At 63.6% G+C, this 19,082-nt stretch carries 15 protein-coding genes; 11 read left to right on the plus strand and 4 right to left on the minus strand.

Going from position 1 to position 19,082, the window contains the following annotated elements:
• Positions 1 to 123 precede the first annotated feature (123 nt).
• Positions 124 to 1,044: an AEC family transporter gene (locus B5F89_RS07915; RefSeq protein ID WP_087431241.1), complete on the plus strand. Its 921-nt coding sequence runs from the start codon at positions 124 to 126 to the stop codon at positions 1,042 to 1,044.
• A gap of 314 nt (positions 1,045 to 1,358) precedes the next feature.
• On the opposite strand, the gene B5F89_RS07920 is transcribed toward B5F89_RS07915, so the two are convergent.
• The 4 genes from B5F89_RS07920 to B5F89_RS07935 all read right to left on the minus strand — a co-directional run bounded on the left by B5F89_RS07920 (position 1,359) and on the right by B5F89_RS07935 (position 5,740).
• Complete coding sequence (locus B5F89_RS07920) at positions 1,359 to 2,897, minus strand: hypothetical protein (protein ID WP_143758356.1); 1,539 nt, start codon at positions 2,895 to 2,897, stop codon at positions 1,359 to 1,361.
• Positions 2,898 to 3,049: 152 nt separating this feature from the next.
• Entirely contained in the window at positions 3,050 to 3,982 is a 933-nt protein-coding gene (locus B5F89_RS07925) for a GHKL domain-containing protein (protein WP_087431243.1), read from the minus strand.
• On the minus strand, positions 3,975 to 4,913 hold the full coding sequence (locus B5F89_RS07930) for a hypothetical protein (protein WP_087431244.1): 939 nt from the start codon (positions 4,911 to 4,913) through the stop codon (positions 3,975 to 3,977). Before B5F89_RS07930 ends, B5F89_RS07925 begins: the two co-directional genes overlap by 8 nt.
• Before the next feature lie 17 nt (positions 4,914 to 4,930).
• Complete coding sequence (locus B5F89_RS07935; RefSeq protein WP_158098446.1) at positions 4,931 to 5,740, minus strand: LytTR family DNA-binding domain-containing protein; 810 nt, start codon at positions 5,738 to 5,740, stop codon at positions 4,931 to 4,933.
• Positions 5,741 to 5,994: 254 nt separating this feature from the next.
• Here B5F89_RS07935 and gatC point away from each other — a divergent pair, with 254 nt between their 5' ends.
• From gatC to B5F89_RS07985, 10 genes are all read left to right on the plus strand, one after another.
• Positions 5,995 to 6,303, plus strand: a complete 309-nt coding sequence (gene gatC / locus B5F89_RS07940) for an Asp-tRNA(Asn)/Glu-tRNA(Gln) amidotransferase subunit GatC (RefSeq protein ID WP_087431246.1) — start codon at positions 5,995 to 5,997, stop codon at positions 6,301 to 6,303.
• Positions 6,303 to 7,829: an Asp-tRNA(Asn)/Glu-tRNA(Gln) amidotransferase subunit GatA gene (gatA, locus tag B5F89_RS07945; RefSeq protein WP_087431275.1), complete on the plus strand. Its 1,527-nt coding sequence runs from the start codon at positions 6,303 to 6,305 to the stop codon at positions 7,827 to 7,829. Before gatC ends, gatA begins: the two co-directional genes overlap by 1 nt.
• Entirely contained in the window at positions 7,826 to 9,526 is a 1,701-nt protein-coding gene (gatB, locus tag B5F89_RS07950) for an Asp-tRNA(Asn)/Glu-tRNA(Gln) amidotransferase subunit GatB (protein WP_087431247.1), read from the plus strand. Before gatA ends, gatB begins: the two co-directional genes overlap by 4 nt.
• Positions 9,527 to 9,764: 238 nt before the next feature.
• On the plus strand, positions 9,765 to 11,276 hold the full coding sequence (malQ, locus tag B5F89_RS07955; RefSeq protein ID WP_087431248.1) for a 4-alpha-glucanotransferase: 1,512 nt from the start codon (positions 9,765 to 9,767) through the stop codon (positions 11,274 to 11,276).
• Positions 11,277 to 11,477: 201 nt separating this feature from the next.
• Positions 11,478 to 13,088: an ABC transporter substrate-binding protein gene (locus tag B5F89_RS07960; RefSeq protein WP_239286717.1), complete on the plus strand. Its 1,611-nt coding sequence runs from the start codon at positions 11,478 to 11,480 to the stop codon at positions 13,086 to 13,088.
• Between the two features lie 126 nt (positions 13,089 to 13,214).
• Entirely contained in the window at positions 13,215 to 14,231 is a 1,017-nt protein-coding gene (locus B5F89_RS07965) for an ABC transporter permease (RefSeq protein ID WP_087431250.1), read from the plus strand.
• Between the two features lie 5 nt (positions 14,232 to 14,236).
• The gene (gene nikC / locus B5F89_RS07970; protein WP_239286718.1) at positions 14,237 to 15,181 is read left to right on the plus strand and encodes a nickel transporter permease; all 945 of its coding nucleotides are present in this window, start codon (positions 14,237 to 14,239) and stop codon (positions 15,179 to 15,181) included.
• 5 nt (positions 15,182 to 15,186) lie between these two features.
• Positions 15,187 to 16,302 carry an ABC transporter ATP-binding protein gene (locus B5F89_RS07975; protein WP_087431251.1) on the plus strand — a complete coding sequence of 372 codons (1,116 nt, stop codon included), beginning with the start codon at positions 15,187 to 15,189 and terminating at the stop codon, positions 16,300 to 16,302.
• A gap of 1 nt (position 16,303) precedes the next feature.
• Complete coding sequence (locus tag B5F89_RS07980; protein WP_087431252.1) at positions 16,304 to 17,443, plus strand: oligopeptide/dipeptide ABC transporter ATP-binding protein; 1,140 nt, start codon at positions 16,304 to 16,306, stop codon at positions 17,441 to 17,443.
• A gap of 310 nt (positions 17,444 to 17,753) precedes the next feature.
• Positions 17,754 to 19,058: an ATP-binding protein gene (locus tag B5F89_RS07985; RefSeq protein WP_087431253.1), complete on the plus strand. Its 1,305-nt coding sequence runs from the start codon at positions 17,754 to 17,756 to the stop codon at positions 19,056 to 19,058.
• Positions 19,059 to 19,082: the final 24 nt, after the last annotated feature.

Consider the following 19,082-nt stretch of genomic DNA (forward strand, 5'->3'; position numbering starts at 1 on the left):
GGCAACCGGGCGCGCCGCCCTTGGCATGCGTGTTTGGGGACGGGGTCGTTTTATGCGCTCCTGCATAAAACGACCCCGTCCCCAAATGCGTACAATGGAAGGGCAGGCAAAGGGGGTTAGCGCATGGATATGGGGCAGACGATGTCGATCATGGTCACGCAGACGGTGGCCATGTTTCTCATGATGGGTATTGGCATCGCGCTCCACGCCGCTCGCTACCTCGATCGCGCCGGCGCCCAGCAGCTCGCGAGCATTGCCGTCTACGTAGCCACGCCGGCGGTTGTGGTCAACTCGCTCGCCACGGATTTCTCGTGGGACAAGCTCATGAACGCAGGCATCTGTGCGGTGCTCTGCGTGGTCCTCACGTTGGGCTCTGCCGCTATCGCATGGCTTGTCTATCGGGATCGCCAACGCATTTCTCAGTTCGCCATCATGATCTCCAACATGGGGTTTATCGGCATCCCCCTCGTACAGAGCGTGCTCGGTGAGGAGTATGTCTTTTACGTCTCTGCTGCCATCGCTGCGCAGGTACCGATCTCATGGACCTACGGCATCTGGCTCGTCTCGCAGGACAAGAGTCTCATGTCGCCACGTAAGGTGCTCACGAATCCCTCGGTGATTGCGGTGGCCGTAGGTATCGTGCTCTTCTTCTGTTCGGTCAACCTCTCGGGAGTGCTCGAGGTCACCGCTGTCGATATGGGGAACCTCAACACGGGTCTTGCCATGCTTGTACTGGGAAGCTACCTGGCTGAGACCGATTTCCGTGGCATTCTGCGAAACAAGAACGTCTATCTCACGAACGTTATCCGCCTCATCGTGGTTCCTTTGCTTACCATCGCACTTTTGGCCCCGCTGCCGGTGTCGATAGAGGCCAAGCTTGTGATGCTGATCGCTTTCGCGGCGCCCTGTGGTACTACGACTGCCATGTTCTCGCAGATGTTTGGCGGTGACTATCGTTTTGGTGCGGGGCTTGTCTCCATCTCGACCTTGCTCTCGATGGTGACCATGCCGGTGATGTTGTTCCTGGGGCTGCTGGCGTTTTAATACGCGCTTTTGCTGAATGATGGTCAAAAACCCCCGCAGAATAATAAAAGACCCCCTGGTTGAATGCGCGAGAGAGCCCTCACAGGATCAGCCTGCAGTCAACTTTGCCCGTGGAAGTGCCATTTTGGCAACAAAACGGGTCAATATCCACCCGACAGTGCCCATCAGAGACCCTCGCAGCATCCCCACCGCATGAATGATAGGGGGTCTTTTATTATTCTGCGGGGGTCTTTGACCACGATGCCAAAAAAGAAAGCCGGATCGCATCTGGAGGATGCAATCCGGCTCATTACAGTGAAGGCTGTGCGCGCTGGTTATCGACGGCGCTTGAAGCCCATGGCGACGAGGCCCGCGCCCGCAAGACCGGAGAGCGCGGCTCCTGCGCAGGCGATGAGCGAGGCATCGCCCGTAGCGGTGAGCGTTTCGCTAGCGTTCGTGGCGGCCGTCTGCTGAGGAGCGACATTGGCGAGCACGAACGTGGAGAAGTGCGAGGTCGTGAAGCTCACGGTGCCCGCTGCAGCGTCCACCGTGGCGTTCATGTCCGTCACCGTGCCGTCGTCAGCGACGTGGAATACATGCAGGTTCTCGGCGGAGAGCTTCTCGGGGATGGGAAGGGTGACCGTCACCTGGTCGCCTGCGGGAATAGCAAACTCAGCACCATTGGGGTCCTCGAGATGGATGTCGTAGACATACATCGTGGTGACGCCCTGGATGGCGGTGTTCACGGCGTCGCCCGCCGCCGCTGCGGCATCCTCGCCGAGCCAGTTGGTTACGAGCGAGAGCATACTCCAAAGGCCGTCATCGCCCATGCCCTCAGCGTCCACCGCGCCACTTACGGTGTGCGTGAGCGTGGCGCCTTGCGCATTGGTGATGACGGTCTCGCCGGAAAGCGTCAAATCGAGCGTCGCAGGGGAGTCGAGCTGGATGCTCAGCACCTGCGGACCGCCCGTTCGCAGGATGGTGCCGGTGCCGTTGAGCTGGTAGGAGAGCGCCTTGTCGGCAGGATAGGAAACCCACAGGCTCGTGTAGTAGTCTCCGCCGCGGTCACCGCGCAGGAAGTACACACCTGAGTTGGGCTCAGGATTGTAGAGCGGATCGTCAGAGTCCAGATAGCACGCGTCGATGGTCATCGTCCAGGGGGCGCTGCCGCCGGGGACGTCGAGCGTCATGCCGTCCGCCTTGTTCACCGTGAGCTGGTACCACTCACCGAGTTCGGGGTTTTGGGGGAACGTCATGACGCCGTTCTCGATGGTGTAGGGGAGCAGTCGGTCGCTGTTTGGCATCCAGGGGTCGACAGCATCTACATCCTCCCAGATGGCAGTGATGTCAAGCGAGTAGTAGGCGCTGTTCGTCATTGGGGCGAAGTCAGACGCCTCAAGGGGCTCGTCAAGGGGGGCCGTGGACTCCCAGCCCACGAAGCGGTGGAGGGAGGCATCGCCGAACATCTCAATGTCGCCAGCGTCGTACAGCACGCCCTCGGCTCGCTGCTCAGCAACAAGGTCATTCAGGGTTTTGCCCTGGCTGAGGTCGACGTCGATGCCGTAATCGGTGGGACCACCGGTGGAGTCGCCCAAGCGGAACCACACCAGATACGTTATGGTCGCATCAGCTTCCGTCTCGGGCGCGGTTTCGTTTTCGCCCTGGGTGCCTTTGGAGTCGGCCTCGGTGCCCGGCGTTGTGATGTCAGCGGCGAGCGTATTGGCAGCGTCCGTCTCCGTCTCGACAGAGAGTGTTTCGATCTCATCCTCCGCCCATGCGGTAGCAGGCGCGAGGCAGGCGGCGATGCTCGACGTGGCGAGCGCGAGCGAGGCCACGACCGAAACGACGCGCTGAACTCCCTTCCTGTTTCTCATCATCCCATCCTTTCCCTGTTCGCCTTTGCCCGGCATGGGGCAAAAGCATGGTATTGCCACAGTGAAAACCATTATGACGATAGGGTTTAGCTGGGAAAAGACGTTTTGCAGAACAGGTAGCTAAAGGAGCAGCATCGGTGTCGGGCGCCGCGCTACAGCTTCCAGATGGCACTCAGACAATATGTGTTCCCAGCGCGTGTGCAGGCGAGGTTTCCGTCGTGGCGCTCTACGATCTCGCGCATGATGGAAAGGCCAAGACCGTGGCGAGGGAGCGCGCCCAGCGCGGCGGCGCGTTGACGTTGCGCTGGCTTCTCTGGGTGCTGCGGCGCGCAGGCGTTCTCAACTTCGAGCAGGAAGTACTCCTGCATGGGGCGGGCGGCGAGTCTGATCCAGCACTCGCCCTCGGGCAGCGCTGAGGCGGCGTGGACGGCGTTGTCGAGCGCGTTGGCAAACAGCGCGCAGAGCTCGACGTCTGGCGTGGAAAGGTCAGCGGGCACCTCAGCGGAGATTGAAAGGTCGATGTGCTGGTCGGTGCACCATACGGCCTTGGCGTCCAAGAGCGCGGCGACGACGGGGTGCGCACAGCGAAGCGCCTCGGGGGTGCGCACGGCAGATGTCGCACCGTTGAGGTGCGTCTGCAGAGCATCGGTGTCGCCTGTGGCGAGGGCTTGCTCGATGCCGGCGAGCTCGCGGTCAAGGTCGGCGCGCACCCGGTCTGCCTCGTTGCGCATGCGGCGCATGAGGAGGTCGTAGTGCTTCTGGGCGGCGATCTGCCCTTCAAGGAGTTCGGCCCGTTCCGCCTCGCGGTCTGCGCGCTCGGCTGCCAGCAGGGTTTGGAAGAATAGGGGGTTCAGCGCGGCGCAGGCGATGCCCATGAGGGCCGCGGAGAACGCCATCGTTTGCCAGTGCCCAAAATAGGGGCGCAACGAGAACGCGCAGACGACAAACGCGATTTGGCTTGCGGGCATGAGCAGGTTGAGGAGGCGTCGCAGGAGCGGCAGCGCGCGCAGCAGATGCATCAGGTACGCGGCAGAGACGGCGAGTGCACCGACGGCTATGGCTCCGAGGACGATGAGGCTATTCACGGGCGCTCACCTCGCGCTCGTGTTCATGTGCATCGCTTGCGGGCTGAGAGAGGGTGTGCCGGAGCGTTGCTACATAAGAGCGCGCACGCTCGGTGTCGCCCTGGGAGACAAGGCCCCTCAGCACTTGCAGATGGTTGCGCTGGTCATGGCGGAATCGCGCGGCACGCTCGGCTTCGTGTGCGGTCGAGCGGGCGCCGGAGATGTAGATGGCGAGCTGGTCCTCGAGCGCGCCTGCGCGGGCGCGTGCCGCCTCGGCGCGATTGAACCGCCTGAGCGACGTGAGGGCTACCGCATCGCCGGCGAGGCAGATGACGATGAGGGCAAGCACCACGGCGTAGACAATGGGTAGGGCCTTGCGGTATGTCATGAGCAGAAACGTTGCTTGCGCCACAAAGATGAATTGGGTGAAGAAGAAGATGAGATACGGGCGAGGGCGCATGGCATGCTCTGTTGACTCGGGCGTGTCAGGCGCGCCCGGCGCGCCGGCGGGGCGGAACACGCGGCGAGCAAGATAGGCGAGGAGGCGCCCGCCAATGAGCATGCCGCCAATGTTTACGATGCGTATGGCAAGAACCTCGATGCTCAGGGCGTCGCGGCTGAGCTCCCAGCCCGCAAACACGAACACGATGCCAAAGCACACCTCGAGCGTAAACTGGAGAAACAGTATAAGAAAGCCGCAGATAAAACGTTGCCAATATGGCCCTGTCCAAAACAAGGACGGTAGCAGTATGTAGTTCCCGATGAACCCAACGATGTTCCAGGCGTTCATGGTGGTGGGGCTGGCGAGTACAAAGGCAAAAATCGGAACGACGCCTACCATGAGCGCCATAAAAAGGCCGGGTCGCCGCATGGGCAGCATCCACTGGTCGATAGCTCCAACAGCGGCATTGACGCCCAGAAGCGTGATGACGTTAAGAATCTCCAGGAGCATGGCGCTACCGCATGGCGCTACCGCATGGCGTGCCGGATGCGGAGATGGGCAAAAAGCGCGTCGCGCACACCTGCGCGCATGCGGCGGCTCACGGGGACCTCCTCGCCGCCGATGAGCGTGAGTGAGGAGGCGCCAAGCGAGGTCACGGCGTCGAGGTTGACGGCAAAGCTCTGGTGGCAGCGCACAAAGCGCGCGGGAAGCTCGCCCAGCAGCGCGGCGAGCCGGCCGTAGATCTCAAACGTGTCGCGCGCGGTATGCACATGCACCACATGGAGCTTGCTCTCCAGATAGCGGATCTCGGCGGGGCGCACGATGCGCTCGGAACCTTTGAGGCGAAAACAGAGCGCCTCGTCGTTGGTGTGCTCTCTTGCAGCGAGCGCAAGCGTGAGCGCGTAGGCAACGTCGTCGCGCCGGAACGGCTTGGCGAGGTAGGCTACGTGCGGCGTGCGGTAGACCTTTGTGTGGAAGGTGTCGTAGCCGCTCGTATAGACGATCTGCGTGGTGGGTCGGTGGGCGAGGAGCTGCTCGACAAGGTCGATGCCCGTTTGATCTGCCCCCGCCGGGGCGGCGCTGTCCGCGGTGTTAGGACTTGGCTCCGGTTCGGCGAGCACAATGTCTATAAAGGCGATATCGGGCTCGTAGCCGTCGATGATGCTACCGATGAGCTCGGAGGCGGAGGTGAAACAACTCACGGCAAAGCTCGTCGGCACGCCATCGGTGCACCCGACGATGTCGGTCGTGCCCGCGCGCACAGAGAACGTCTCCACGAGCGCGGCGAGGGTGGCAGCAGCCTCGGGCTGATCGTCTAGTATGGCGACAGAAACCATGGCATCCCCTCTCGACGGCATCTCAAAAGCGCATTATACGCATGCCGTGTTTCGGGACCGATTGCGTGCGGCGAGATTGCCGAATATGTTGCGATATTGACCGAATCTGACGCTTGGGGAAGCGGAGCTGCGCGATATAGGGGGGTTACCGTACGGGCACGTTGCCATCGCGTGACCAGCGGGCAAGACGGTACGCCCGCGCGCATCGCTTAACTATAATGGTGCGGATTGCTTAAGCTCAGGAAGGAGCGCCCATGGCACTCACTCAAGAAGACGTGCGCGGCATCGCCGACTACGCGCGAATCGCCCTCGAGGGCGAAGAACTCGCCCAAATGACGGCGTACATGAACGACGCCGTGGCGATGCTCGAGCCCGTGCTCGCCTACAACCTACCCGATGTAGAGCCCACGTTCCATCCCATCGGAGACCTCTCAAACGTTATGCGTGACGACGCGGTGGCGCCCGCGCGCGACCTTTCGCGCGACGCCGCGCTTGGCAACGCAAGCTCAACGCGTGGCGACAGCTTCCGCGTTCCTTCGATTCTGGGGGAGGGCGAGGCATGATGGCGCGTTCCTTCGACACCCTTACCGCCGCCGAGATCGCGGCGGGCATCGCGGCGGGTGATTTTTCTGCTGCTGAGGTGTGCGCTGCGGCGCTTGACGCCATCGCCGCGCGTGAGCCCGAGGTCCAAGCGTTTCTGCAGGTAACGCCCGAGCTGGCGCAAGATGCCGCGGCGCGTATCGACGCTGCGCGCGCTGCGGGCGAGGCGCTGCCCCCGCTTGCGGGTGTGCCGGTCGCCATCAAGGACAACATGAACCTCACGGGCACGCGTACGACTTGCGCCTCCCGCATGCTCGAGACCTACGAGTCGCCCTACACCGCCACCTGCGTGGCGCGCATGCTTGCGGCGGGCTGCATCCCCGTGGGCAAGGCCAATATGGACGAGTTTGCGTTTGGTTCCTCGACGGATAGCTCGGCGTACCATCCCACAAATAACCCGTGGGACACTACGCGCGTGCCGGGCGGCTCCTCGGGCGGTTCGGCCGCGGCGGTCGCTGCGGGCATGGTGCCCCTCTCGCTCGGCTCCGACACCGGCGGCTCGATCCGTCAGCCGGCCGCGCTCTGCGGCATCGTGGGCATGAAGCCCACCTACGGCGCGGTTAGCCGCTACGGCGTGGTCGCCTTTGGCAGCTCTCTTGACCAGGTGGGTCCCTTTGGCCGTACGGTCGAGGACGTGGCGCTTGCCATGGACGCGCTCGTGGCGGGTGGTCGCGATGCGTACGATTCCACCTCGCAGGAGGTCGCACCCGCCTTTGCCGCAGCAGCCGCTGCGGCGGGCGAGGGCCTTGCCGGCGTGCGCATTGGCATGGTGCCTGCCTTTATGGAGGCCGAGGGCCTCACGCCCGAGGTGCGCCGTGGCGTCGAGCGCGCCGCGCAGACCCTGGCGGATGCCGGGGCCGAGATTGTTGAGGTGGACCTCCCGCATGTCGACGCGGCCATCGCTGCCTACTATGTGATCGGTCCCGCCGAGGCGTTCTCCAACCTCGCGCGCTTTGACGGCATTCGCTACGGGTACCAGGAGCCGGGTTGCACCAACCTTGCGACGCAGAGTGCGCTCTCTCGTGCGCATGGGTTTGGCGACGAGGCCAAGCGCCGCCAGATGCTCGGCGCCTATCTGCTCTCGAGCGGTGTCTACGATACCTACTACTACGCCGCCCAGAAGGCCCGTACCCTCATCACGGCCGATTACAACGCGGCGTTTGCACAGGTGGATGCGATTCTCATGCCGGCCACCCCGCATGCGGCGTTCCGCCACGGCGAGATCAGCGACCCCACGCAGATGTATCTTTCCGACATGTACACCATCTCGCTCAACATCGCCGGCAACGGTGGCATCGTGGTGCCGGTGGGGCTTGGCGAGGACACGGGCCTGCCCATGGCGGCGCAGCTCGTGGCCCCTGCCTTTGCCGACGAGCGCCTCGTGACCTATGCGGCCGCGATCGAGCGCGGTCTTGCCAACGGTAACAACGGCGCTTCGGTTCTGGGCGTGGCGCCCGCCTTTGCGGGGAAGGGGGGTGAGCTTCGATGAAGGAGCTCAACGAGGTTCTTCAGGATTGGGAGGCCGTGATCGGCCTCGAGATTCACACCGAGCTCACGGCGCTCGACACCAAGATGTTCTGCAACTGCAAGCTCACGCACGACGACGAGCCCAATACGCACGTCTGCCCCGTCTGCCTGGGCCTTCCGGGTGCGCTTCCCGTGCCCAACAAACGCGCCATCGAGAGCATCGTGAAGGCGGGTCTCGCCACCAACTGCGAGATTCAGAAGCACTCGATGTTCTACCGCAAGCACTACTTCTATCCGGATATGGCAAAGAACTTCCAGACCACGCAGGGTCCGGTTGCCTTCTGCATGCACGGGCATCTGGATCTTGAGGTCACCGGTCGAGGCGCCGAGGAGCGCCCCGCGTGCGCCTTCGGCGAGGCGGAGGCGGCGAGCTTGGCCTCGGCTTCCGCCGGTGCGGTCGGCCTTTCCGCTGACCTCTCCCGCATGGCGGGGGAGAAGGCCGAGGGTGCCTCCGATGAAGGCGCGCTCGCGGGCCTCTCATCTTACGACACCGCCGCGCTCGCCACGGCAAAGCGTCATGAGGACGGCTCCTACACCGTGCCCATTCGCATCCTGCGCATCCATATGGAGGAGGATGCGGCCAAGATGGTGCACGTGGGTGGCGAGGAGGGCCGCATCGGCGGCGCTGCCGAGTCGCTCATCGACTACAACCGCTGCGGCACGCCGCTCATCGAGCTTGTTACCGAGCCCGACCTGCGCACGCCCGAGGAGGCGCGCCTCTTTATGGAGAAGCTCCGCCGCATCTTTGTGACGCTCGGTATCTCGGACTGCTCCATGGAGAAGGGCTCCATGCGTTGCGACGGCAACGTGAGCCTGCGTCGCCGCGGCGACACCACGCTCGGCACCAAGACTGAGCTCAAGAACCTCAACTCGTTCAAGGCGCTGCACGACGGTCTTGCGTATGAGATTTGCCGTCAGGCCGAGGTGCTTGAGGAGGGTGGCGAGATCTACCAGGAGACCCGTCACTGGGAGCCCAGCCGCAAGCGCACCGTAGTCATGCGCACCAAGGAGACGGCGGACGACTACCGCTTCTTCCCCGATCCCGACCTGGCGCCGTTTGATCTGACGGACGAGTTTATCGCTCATTGCGCGGCGGAGATTCCCGAGCTTCCGGACGCCAAGCGCGACCGCTACCAGCGCGACTTTGGCATCAAGCGCGCCGACGCCGAGCAGATTGCCGGCGATCCTGCAGGTGCGGACTTCTTTGAGGAGGCCGCCGCGGGGCTTGCCGGCAAGGCGGCGCAGACGGTCGCCAACCTCATCGTGAACGAGCTCACCGGCTACGTGAACGCGGCGGGCGCGGATGTGACCCTTGCCACGTGTGGCATCACCCCGGCGCAGGTCGCCTCTCTCGCGCGCCTGCTTGCCGAGGACGCCATCAGCTCCAACCAGGGCCACGAGGTCTTTACGCTTATGGCACAGACCGGCGACGACCCCGCCAAGATCGTGGACGAGCGCGGCATGCGCCAGGTGAGCGACACCGGCGCCCTGCAGGAGATCGTCGATGCAGTGCTTGCGCGCTGCGGGGACCAGGCTCAGCAGTATCGCGACGGTAACCAGAAGGTCCTCGGGTTCCTTGTGGGCCAGTGCATGAAGGAGAGCCGCGGCAAGGGCAATCCCAAGCTCTTCAACGAGCTGCTGCGCGCATCGCTCTCGTGACAAGGGGCTCGGGGAGAGCGGACAACTCATCAGCCCCTGGCATTGAGTGAAGCGGGGGAACGAGGGTCTCATCGGCGACGTCTCTGTGAATTGTTCCGTTGATGCCCCGCATCTGCCCGCCCACCGATGCGTCAACTTGTCTGAACAAGTAGCGTGTTAGGCTACCCCTAGGTAAAGCAGCAAGCGCGCGAGCCCTCGGCTGCAGAGGGTTCGTGCGCCATCGCAAAGGGGGATGCGTATGCGCAAAGCCGGTGTTCTAATGCCCATCACGTCTCTGCCGAGCCCATGGGGCGTTGGCACGATGGGCGCCGAGGCGCGGTCGTTTGTCGATTTCCTTGCGCAAGCGGGTGTGGCCGTGTGGCAGATCTTGCCACTCGGACCTACAAGCTTTGGCGACTCGCCCTATCAGTCTTACTCGTCGTTTGCGGGTAACCCCTATCTCATCGACCTCGATGACCTTGCCGCAGAGGGCTTGCTTGAGGAGACAGAGTACGCTGGGCGCGACTGGGGAAGCGACCCCGCAAACGTCGACTACGGCGCGCTTTACCGCGAGCGTTTTGACGTGCTTGTCTGCGCGGTGACGCGCCTCTCTGCAAATGCGCCTGCCGAGCTCGAGGCATTTTGCGACCGAGAGTCCGCATGGCTCGAGGACTACGCGCTTTTCATGGCGCTTAAGCGCGCACATGGCGGAGCCCCGTGGAACATGTGGGAAGACGATATTCGCCTGCGCGAGCCCGCGGCGCTCGAGCGCGCCCGCACCGAGCTTGCCGACGAGATCGCCTTCTGGAAGGGCGTGCAGTACCTGTTCTTCCTCCAGTGGGGGCGTCTCAAGGGCTACGCGCACACGGCCGGTATCGAGATTATGGGCGACCTGCCCATTTACGTTGCCGAAGACAGCGTCGAGGTCTGGGCGCACCCGCAGGAGTTCCAGCTCGACGAGAACCTGCGTCCCATCGAGGTAGCGGGGTGCCCGCCGGACGGCTTCTCCGCCACCGGTCAGCTCTGGGGCAACCCGCTCTTTGATTGGGAGCGCATGAAAGAGGACGGCTACCGCTGGTGGATCGGTCGTATTGCGCATCAGTACAAGTTCTACGACATTTTGCGCATCGATCATTTCCGTGGGTTCGACTCCTACTACGCCATTCCCGCCGGCAACACCACGGCGGCGGGCGGCCGCTGGCGCGAGGGGCCGGGCATCGGCTTTTTCCAGGCGGTGGAGGAGCGCTTGGGGCCTCGCCCGATTGTGGCCGAGGATTTGGGCTTCCTCACGCCGTCGGTGCACAAGCTTCTTGCGGATACGGGGTATCCGGGCATGAAGCTCTTGCAGTTTGCCTTTGACAGCCGCGACGGCGGCTCCGACGAGTACCTGCCCTTTGTGTATCCGACCAACAGCGTCGCCTACATTGGTACGCATGACAACGACACCGCACTCGGTTGGCTCGAGACGGCGCCCGCTGAGGACACGACGGCGGCGCGTGCCTATCTGGGGCTCAACGCCGAGGAGGGCGAGGGCTGGGGCCTTATGCGCGGTATTTTGGCGAGCCCTTCTGATCTTGCCGTCCTGCTCATGCAAGATCTTCTGGGCCTGGGGACCGAGGCGCGCATCAACACGCCTTCCACGCTCGGCGGCAACTGGACGTGGCGCGCGCTTCCCGGTTTTGCGACCGATGAGCTTGCCCGGAAGCTTCACGATAAACTTGCGCTTTACCGGAGGCTCCCGCCGCAGGTGGAGGTCGCCGAGGCAATCTAGGTTCATTTGGGGACGGGTTTAATTCGTGCAGCGGACTGCACGTTTCGACCCCGTCCCCAAATGGTTTGTTTCCGGAGCGTTTCCGGCTGATAACCACTTTATTTCAATAAAGTGCCAAATGGCCCTTCCCGCCCCTGCACGCACTCCAGCGAGCTAAAGTACCGATTACTCTGGTATTAGGGAAGGAGAACCACTATGTCCATGGCAGAGATTTCCAGAAGGCGTTTCGTCCAGGCGTTTGGCGCCGTTGCGGCCACGAGCACGTTTGCGCTCGCCGGCTGCGGTGCTCAGCGCGCGAGCGAGGGCGGCGGCGGTAGCGCGGCTGCCGAGGGCGGCATCGCCGACACCATCACCTTTGCCCAGGGCGCCGATCCCCGCGGTCTCGACCCCGCGTACGTGGATGACGGCGAGTCCGCAAAGATCATGTCCAACGTCTACGACACCGTGCTCATGTTCGACGTCGAGACCTGCGATGTGCTCCCGTGCCTCGGCGAGATGCCCGACATCTCCGATGACGGCCTCACCTATACCTTCAAGATTCGCGAGGGCGTGAAGTTCCACGACGGCACCGACTGCGACGCTTCCGCAATCGTGACCTCCATCACCCGTCAGCTCGAGCCCAACCGCACCGAGGACATGCCCTATGCCTCCTTCGTGTACGGCTCGATTGACGCCAACACCGGTATCGAGACCATCGAGGCCACGGATGCGACCACGCTCGTCATCACCCTGCGCGCTCCCTCGACGCCGTTCATCAAGAACATGGCGATGACTCTCGCTTCGCCGATCGTCGCCCCCTCTGCCATCGAGGCCGGCACCGCTAACGAGGAGCCCGTGGGCTCCGGTCCCTACAAGTTCGTCTCTTGGTCCAAGGGCGAGAACATTGTGCTCGAGGCCAACGAGGACTACTGGGACGAGGAGCGCCAGCCCCAGACCAAGAACGTCATCTTCCGCTTCATCGCCGAGAACTCCAGCCGCGTGACCGCTCTTAACAACGGCGAGGTCGACATCATCGACGGCATCGACGCCTCCGTGGTGCCCACCATCACCGACGCCGGCAACGAGCTCTTCAGCGAGGACGGCATGAACATCAACTACATGGCGTTCCGCAACGATGCCGGTGCCTTCACCTCGCTTGAGGCCCGTAAGGCCTTCTGCCAGGCGGTGAACGTCGAGGAGATGGTCGAGAGCCTCTACGGCGAGTACGCCGGCGTGGCCACTTCCGTCATGCCGCTGTGGATGGCCCCCTATGACGAGGACATCAAGCAGACCGCTTACGATCCCGAGGCTGCAAAGGCCGCCTTTGCCGAGCTCGGCATCACGAGCTGCACCATGCTCGCCTACACCAACCCGCGTCCGTACAACTCCATCGGCGGTCAGGCGCTCGCCGAGGCCATCCAGGGCTACCTCGCCGACGCCGGCGTGGACATGGAGATCGTCTCTTATGACTGGACGACCTACCAGACCAAGGTCGAGACCGACGCCTTCGACTGCTGCCTCTACGGCTGGGTGGGCGACAACGGCGACCCGGATAACTTCATGAACCTGCTCGCCGACGAGAACGTCTCGATGAACGTCGGCCGCTTCCGCAACGATGAGTACAACGCGCTCATCCAGCAGGGTCTCACCACCGAGGAGGGCGACGAGCGCGACGCCATCTACAAGCAGTGCGAGCAGATGGTCGCCGACCAGATGCCGTGGATGCTCATCAGCCACTCCAAGAACCTCGCCGCCTACGCGCCGAGCATCAACAACTTCTTCTATCACCCGACGGGCGTCGTGCACATGGAGCTCGTCACCAAGACCGCGTAAGTGCGCGATCGCATGACCTGGTAAGTTGGACGGGCCGGGCACTCTCGGCCCGTCCTGTGTATGGGCCCGCTGTGGTCCAGGCGCGTGGCAGGCGCGTCGCTTAATTTAGGGGAGGAGGAAGGTAGCGTGCTGAAATACATCTTAAAGCGCATTTTGCTGGCGATTCCGGTGCTCATCGGCGTCTCCATCATCGTGTTCCTTATCATGCGCGTGTTTTCGGCTGACCCGGCGCCCGTCGTTTTGGGCCAGCACGCTACGGCCGAGGCCATGGAGGCATGGCGCGAGGCAAACGGGCTGAACGACCCGCTGATCGTTCAATACTTCGATTTTCTAACCGGTGCTCTTACCGGCAACTTGGGTGAGAGCTACTACACGCACACCCCCGTCACGCAGGAGCTGCTCTCGCGGTTCCCCGCCACGGTCGAGCTCGCGCTCGTGGCCATTGTCATCGCCGCGGTGGCGGGCGTGGCGCTCGGCGTGGTGTCGGCCACCCACAAGAACTCCTGGATCGACGGCTTTTCTACGATCCTCGCGCTCGTGGGCGTGTCGATGCCCATCTTCTGGCTGGGCGTCCTGCTCATCATCCTCTTCGCCGGCGTGCTGCACGTGCTGCCGAGCTCGGGCCGCATCGACCCTCTGCTCCAGCCGGTGGGAGGTACGGACCTCTACCTTATCGACACGCTGCTGATGGGTGACTTCGAGGCCTTTGGCGATGCGCTCTCGCACATTATTTTGCCTGCGCTCGCGCTCTCGATGTACTCCATGGCGGTCATCACCCGCATGACGCGCTCGAGCATGCTCGAGACGCTCAACGAGGACTACGTGCGCACCGCCCGAGCCAAGGGCCTGAAGAAGCGCCGCGTCGACATCCATCATGCGCTGCGCAACGCGATGCTCCCCGTGACCACGGTCATCGGCCTGCAGCTGGGAAGCCTTCTCGGCGGTGCTATGCTCACCGAGACGGTCTTTGCCTGGCCCGGCATTGGCAAGTACGTTGTCGACTGCATCTTGAAATCGGACTTTCCCGTCGTGCAGGGAGCGGTGCTCCTCATCGGCGTGATCTTCATCGTGATCAACCTGGTCGTGGACGTTATCTACGCCTACCTCGACCCGCGCATCACCTATACCAAGGAAGAGGGGTGATACGCATGGCTACTGCTACTGTTGAGCTTAACGAGCAGACCGCGGCTGGCCCCGAGGGCCCCAATAACACCCCGTCTGCGCCCGCGGCAGAGAAGACCGAGTCGCTTTGGAAGGACGTTTGGTACGCGCTGCGTCAGAACGTGCCCGCCATGGTGAGCCTCGTCATCATCGTGCTTCTGGCACTTGTTGCCATCGTGACGTTTGTTGCCCCGGGCATCTTGCCCTACGACCCGTACCAGCAGGACCTCTCCGCCTCCTTTGAGGGGCCGAGCATGGCGCACTGGTTTGGAACCGACCAGCAGGGTCGCGACATCTTCTGCCGTATCCTCATCGGCAGCCAGATCTCGCTCACCGTCGGTCTGCTCTCCGTGGCGATCTCTCTTGCCATCGGCGTGACACTCGGTGCCATCGCCGGCTACAAGGGCGGCGTGGTGGATACCGTTATCATGCGCTTTATGGACATGATGCTCGCCATCCCGTCGATCCTGCTTGCCATCGCCTTTATGGCGGCGCTTGGCCGCGGCATCGACAAGGCCATCATCGCCATCGGCTTCGTGTCCATTCCCGAGTACGCGCGCATCGTGCGCAGCCAGGTGCTCGCGGTCAAGCAGTCCGACTACGTGGCTGCTGCCCGCGTCATCGGCGACTCCGATGCGACCATCATCTTCCGCCACGTGCTTCCCAACGTGATGCCCTCGATCATCGTCCGCGCCACGCTCGGCATCTCGAGCGCCATCCTCGACGCGGCGGCGCTCGGCTTCCTCGGCCTCGGCGTTCAGCCGCCGGCAGCGGAGTGGGGCGACATGCTCGGTCGCGGCCGCAACTACATCTTTGCCGCGCCGCACGCCATGATCTTCCCGGGCCTCGCCATCACCGTGACCGTGCTTGCCTTCAACCTGCTCGGCGACGGTATCCGTGACGCGTTCGATCCCAAGAGCAGGGCGAGGTGATAGACATGGCACTTCTTGAAGTACACGACCTCGTCACCGAGTTCCCCACGCGCAAGGGCATCGTCCGTGCCGTCAACGGCGTGACCTTTGACCTCGAGCGCGGCGAGATTTTGGCCGTGGTGGGCGAGTCCGGCTCGGGCAAGAGCGTGACGTCCCTTTCCATCATGGGCCTTCTGCAGGAGCCGGGCCACGTTGCCGAGGGTACGATCACCTTCGACGGCAAGGACCTGCTCGCTGCCACGGAGTCCGAGATGGAACAGGTGCGCGGCGGTCAGATCTCGATGATCTTCCAGGAGCCCATGACGAGCTTAAACCCGGTCTACCGTGTGGGCGACCAGATTGTGGAGGCCATCCAGACGCACTCCGATATGGACAAGAAGGAGGCCTGGGCGCGCGCCGTGGAGATGCTGCGCGTCGTAGGCATCCCGAGCCCGGAGGAGCGCGCCCGCGACTACCCGCATCAGATGTCGGGCGGTATGCGTCAGCGCGTCATGATCGCCATGGCGCTCTCCTGCGACCCCAAGCTCCTTATTGCCGACGAGCCCACCACGGCGCTCGACGTGACCATTCAGGCGCAGATTCTGGACCTCATCTACAAGCTCCGCAGCGAGTTCAACATGGCCGTTCTGCTCATCACCCACGACCTGGGCGTCGTCTCCGAGGTCGCGGACCGCGTGGTGGTCATGTATTGCGGCCAGCTTGTGGAGGAGGGCGAGAAGTTCGAGCTTTTCGAGCATCCGCTGCACCCCTACACGCTGGGCCTTCTCCAGTCGATTCCGCGTCTTGAGGACGAGGAGTCCGAGCGCCTGTACCAGATCTCGGGCTCGGTTCCCAACCCGCTCGAGATGCCGCCCGGCTGCCCGTTCTCAGACCGCTGCGAGCGCTGCTTTGACCGCTGCCGCACCGAGCGCCCCGAGCTCATGACGGTGCCGGGCACCACGCGCCGCGTGCGCTGCTTCCTCTACGAGGATGCGGACGAGGTCGCCCGCGCCCAGGAGGCAACCGAGGCGGCCCACAAGGTCAAGGCCGACCTCGAGGCGCAGGAGCGCGAGCGCATTGAGCGTGCGGCCGCCGCGGCGCGCCCGCGTCGCCGTACCGAGACAGAAGGGGAGGTGCGCTAGCATGTCCAACGTGAACGACAACCTTATCGAGGTGCAGCACCTCACCAAGAGCTTTGTCGCTGCAACCAACTTCTTTGGCAAGCCCACGTCATTTGTCCAGGCGGTTGACGACGTCAATTTCACCATCCGCCGTGGTGAGGCCTTTGGTCTGGTGGGTGAGTCGGGCTGCGGCAAGACCACCATCGGCAAGATGATCGTGGGCCTGTTGAAGCCCACGAGCGGCAAGATCCTTTTCGAGGGCAAAGACATCACCGCAATGAGCCCTAAGGACCGTCGCCGCATGAGCACCGACATCCAGCTCATCTTCCAGGACCCCTATGCGAGCCTGAATCCGCGCATGACCATCGGCCAGATTGTTGCCGAGCCCATCCTCACCAACAACATCCTTCCCAAGGATAAGGTTGACGCGCGGGTGGACGAGCTCCTTGAGCGCGTTGGTCTTGCGAGCTACATGAAGAACCGCTACCCGCACGAGTTCTCGGGTGGCCAGCGCCAGCGCGTGGGCATTGCGCGTGCGCTTGCGGTAAACCCCAAGCTCATTGTGTGCGACGAGCCGGTCTCGGCGCTCGACGTGTCCATTCAGGCACAGGTGCTGAACCTGCTCGACGACCTCAAAGACCAGTTTGGCCTTACGTACCTCTTTATTGCGCACGGCCTGAACGTCGTGAAGCATATATCCGACCGCGTGGGTGTCATGTACCTCGGCCGCCTGATGGAGGTTGCGCCTAAAAACAGTCTCTACCACGAGCCGCTGTGTCCCTACACCCAGGCGCTCCTCTCGGCGATTCCGAGCCCCGACCCCAAGCTGCAGCGCAAGCGCATCATTCTCGAGGGCGACGTGCCGAGTCCCATTGACCCGCCGGCGGGCTGCCGCTTTGCGAGCCGCTGCTTTGCCAAGGTCGGTGCCTGCGATGTTTCCTCGCCCGATCAGCGCGAGGTCCTGCCTGATCACCTCTGCTCGTGCCATCGCTACGACAACGTGCCGACCGATGCGGTGCGCCAGCTCGCGCTCGACATCCAGTACGACGCGGCGCGCCCGACCTACGGCCGCGGTAGCGACCTCACCAACGCCGACCCGGTGGTCACGCCCGAGACGGACGTGGATGCCGAGGTCAACGCCGAGGCGCCCGTCGCGCCCTAACCAGACCTCCTTCCCGGCGAGCGGCGAGTCAGTTCCTGCCATGCCTTGCCCGTCGCTCGCTTCCGAGGTGCGGCCCCGTATGCGATCATCGCTGCGGGGCCGCGTTTTGCATAGTTGGGGACGGGGTTGTTTCGTGCAGTTGGGTGCACGTTTGGGGACGGGGTCGTTTCGTGCATAGTTGGGGACGGCTTCGTTTCATGCAGCGTCCCAAACGCGGACTGCACATTTTGACCCCGTCCCCAAATGTGCAAATGCGCACTCCTCCTGCCTTGGGGTATAACCCCTCTAACGGCTCAACAGGAGGTGCGCCATGTTCAGCCCGTTTCGCGATGACCGGGGCAAACCACTCGGCCTGCACGAGATCACCTACGCCGACCTCGCCCAACTTGCCGATATGGACGAGGGCTACGTGCTCGAGTTCAAGCGCTCCTTCACGGCGAGCGTCAAGGCAAAGGTGCCCAAGATCATCGCCTCGTTTGCCAACTCGCGCGGCGGCTGGCTCGTGATCGGTATTGCCGACGACGACCGCTCGATTTGCCCCGTGCCCCGCCTTTCGGCAGACTACGGGCAGATCATAGGCGAGATGTGTCGGCGCCACGTCTCGCCCGCTCCTCCGTTTGACGTCCGCTTCATCCCCGACCCCGCCAACGACGACCAGGGCGTTGTGGTGGTTCGGGTGGACGAGGGGAGTTTCCCGCCCTACGTTGCCGATGGTGTGGTGGAAATCCGCGAGGGATCCACCTCCGGCCCCGCAACGGGAAGCGCACTCGTTGAGCTCTACGGCAAGGCAACGCAGCGCCGCGCGCACATTACCGAGTTCTGCCGGCGCACCGTCTTTTTTGCGCGGCCGGTGCCCCTCTTTGACCTGTACCTCTACCGTATGGACGCGCCCGGGCGCGATGTGCCCACGCGCGACGAGGTGGGCGCCTGCGCCGACGCTATGCGCCGCGCCTTTGCGGCCCAGAAGCTCGACTGCCACGTGCAGCATGCCCACGACTCGCTTATCTTCCGCACGTCGGTCGCCTTCGACGGCATGGTGCCGCATTCTGCCATCGAACTCTTTCCCGACGAGTCAATCAAGCTCACGGTTCCGGCGGTGCTCTGCGCGCCAGCTGAGCGCGACCATGCGCTGGCCGAGCTCAGGCGCGCCTGCGAGCCTTTGCTGATGCCGGAAGGGGAGGGCGAGAGCCTCGCCGTCGCAGGTGCGCAGGCGGCCGCCGTGCCCCAGACGCGCGTCATGTCCGCCTCAGACACGCTGCGCCGCGTGACGCGCATGGCGTCGCTCCTTGACCGCTACGTTCGCGCGCGCAAGACGAGTTGGCGCGCCTATGCGGCTGCCTATGAGCTCGAGAATATGGCGGGTGTGCTTCTGTGGTCGAGCGACCCACTCTATCTCGATTACGTGCGCGGCCACGGCCCGCTCTTCTGCGGTACAACGGACTGTAGGAGCCGCGTGCGCTATTTGGACGATGGTGCCCACGACTCGTTCCGCGCGCGGCAGTTTGCGGGAAGCCACTTCTTTGAGGCGTGCGGCCTGCCGCTGGGCTCTCCCGCGCGCGAGGACAACGAACTTGTGGATGCGCTCCTGCGCACCGAGCGCGGCGCTCGAAAGTAGCAGGGGAGCAGCAAGAGCGCAGAG

Origin of the sequence: Collinsella sp. An307 (assembly GCF_002161805.1) — a bacterium.
GTDB lineage: Bacteria > Actinomycetota > Coriobacteriia > Coriobacteriales > Coriobacteriaceae > Coprousia.

Coding starts and splice junctions, on each gene's coding strand:
- B5F89_RS07915 (WP_087431241.1), top strand. CDS start 124: ATGGATATGGGGCAGACGATGTCGATCATGGTCACGCAGACGGTGGCC.
- B5F89_RS07920 (WP_143758356.1), bottom strand. CDS start 2,897: ATGAGAAACAGGAAGGGAGTTCAGCGCGTCGTTTCGGTCGTGGCCTCG.
- B5F89_RS07930 (WP_087431244.1), bottom strand. CDS start 4,913: ATGCTCCTGGAGATTCTTAACGTCATCACGCTTCTGGGCGTCAATGCC.
- B5F89_RS07935 (WP_158098446.1), bottom strand. CDS start 5,740: ATGGTTTCTGTCGCCATACTAGACGATCAGCCCGAGGCTGCTGCCACC.
- gatC (WP_087431246.1), top strand. CDS start 5,995: ATGGCACTCACTCAAGAAGACGTGCGCGGCATCGCCGACTACGCGCGA.
- gatA (WP_087431275.1), top strand. CDS start 6,303: ATGGCGCGTTCCTTCGACACCCTTACCGCCGCCGAGATCGCGGCGGGC.
- gatB (WP_087431247.1), top strand. CDS start 7,826: ATGAAGGAGCTCAACGAGGTTCTTCAGGATTGGGAGGCCGTGATCGGC.
- malQ (WP_087431248.1), top strand. CDS start 9,765: ATGCGCAAAGCCGGTGTTCTAATGCCCATCACGTCTCTGCCGAGCCCA.
- B5F89_RS07960 (WP_239286717.1), top strand. CDS start 11,478: ATGGCAGAGATTTCCAGAAGGCGTTTCGTCCAGGCGTTTGGCGCCGTT.
- nikC (WP_239286718.1), top strand. CDS start 14,237: ATGGCTACTGCTACTGTTGAGCTTAACGAGCAGACCGCGGCTGGCCCC.
- B5F89_RS07975 (WP_087431251.1), top strand. CDS start 15,187: ATGGCACTTCTTGAAGTACACGACCTCGTCACCGAGTTCCCCACGCGC.
- B5F89_RS07980 (WP_087431252.1), top strand. CDS start 16,304: ATGTCCAACGTGAACGACAACCTTATCGAGGTGCAGCACCTCACCAAG.
- B5F89_RS07985 (WP_087431253.1), top strand. CDS start 17,754: ATGTTCAGCCCGTTTCGCGATGACCGGGGCAAACCACTCGGCCTGCAC.